This is a genomic window from Streptococcus sp. 2022WUSS083 (assembly GCF_044427155.1).
In the GTDB taxonomy this organism is placed as follows: Bacteria; Bacillota; Bacilli; order Lactobacillales; family Streptococcaceae; genus Streptococcus; species Streptococcus hashimotonensis.
Genome location: NZ_JAOTGK010000017.1, coordinates 1 through 640, shown reverse-complemented (window position 1 = coordinate 640; position 640 = coordinate 1). Strand labels below are relative to the sequence as shown.

The following is a 640-nucleotide window of genomic DNA, read 5'->3' as shown; positions in this document are numbered from 1 at the left end:
AAGACTCGTTAGCTCAGTTGGTAGAGCAATTGACTTTTAATCAATGGGTCGCTGGTTCGAGCCCAGCACGAGTCATATGCGGGTTTGGCGGAATTGGCAGACGCACCAGATTTAGGATCTGGCGCTTTCGGGCGTGGGGGTTCAAGTCCCTTAACCCGCATAGAATAAAAATAAGCCGGCTTAGCTCAGTTGGTAGAGCATCTGATTTGTAATCAGAGGGTCGCGTGTTCAAGTCATGTAGCCGGCATTAGCAAGAGATTGCGAACGTAGTTCAGTGGTAGAACACCACCTTGCCAAGGTGGGGGTCGCGGGTTCGAATCCCGTCGTTCGCTTTGAGAGGCCGGGGTGGCGGAACTGGCAGACGCACAGGACTTAAAATCCTGCGATGGCAACATCGTACCGGTTCGATTCCGGTCCTCGGCATGAAGATTATAATAGTTAGCACCCTTAGCTCAACTGGATAGAGTACCTGACTACGAATCAGGCGGTTAGAGGTTCGAATCCTCTAGGGTGCATCACTCGCTTAATGGAGACGTTAGGGGAGCTTTATTTTTAATAGTATCGGGAAGTAGCTCAGCTTGGTAGAGTACTTGGTTTGGGACCAAGGTGTCGCAGGTTCGAATCCTGTCTTCCCGATTAT

The 640-nt window shown here is 50.5% G+C and carries 7 tRNA genes; all 7 read left to right on the top strand.

What is annotated here, in order from left to right:
• Positions 1–2 precede the first annotated feature (2 nt).
• The 7 genes from ODU41_RS10755 to ODU41_RS10725 all read left to right on the top strand — a co-directional run bounded on the left by ODU41_RS10755 (position 3) and on the right by ODU41_RS10725 (position 636).
• A tRNA-Lys gene (locus ODU41_RS10755) sits at positions 3–75 on the top strand.
• Positions 76–78: 3 nt separating this feature from the next.
• Positions 79–160, top strand: a tRNA-Leu gene (locus ODU41_RS10750).
• A 14-nt stretch (positions 161–174) separates the two neighbouring features.
• A tRNA-Thr gene (locus ODU41_RS10745) sits at positions 175–247 on the top strand.
• A gap of 13 nt (positions 248–260) precedes the next feature.
• A tRNA-Gly gene (locus ODU41_RS10740) sits at positions 261–332 on the top strand.
• A gap of 7 nt (positions 333–339) precedes the next feature.
• Positions 340–423: transfer RNA gene (locus ODU41_RS10735), tRNA-Leu, on the top strand.
• Positions 424–441: 18 nt separating this feature from the next.
• Positions 442–515, top strand: a tRNA-Arg gene (locus ODU41_RS10730).
• Between the two features lie 47 nt (positions 516–562).
• Positions 563–636: transfer RNA gene (locus ODU41_RS10725), tRNA-Pro, on the top strand.
• Positions 637–640: the final 4 nt, after the last annotated feature.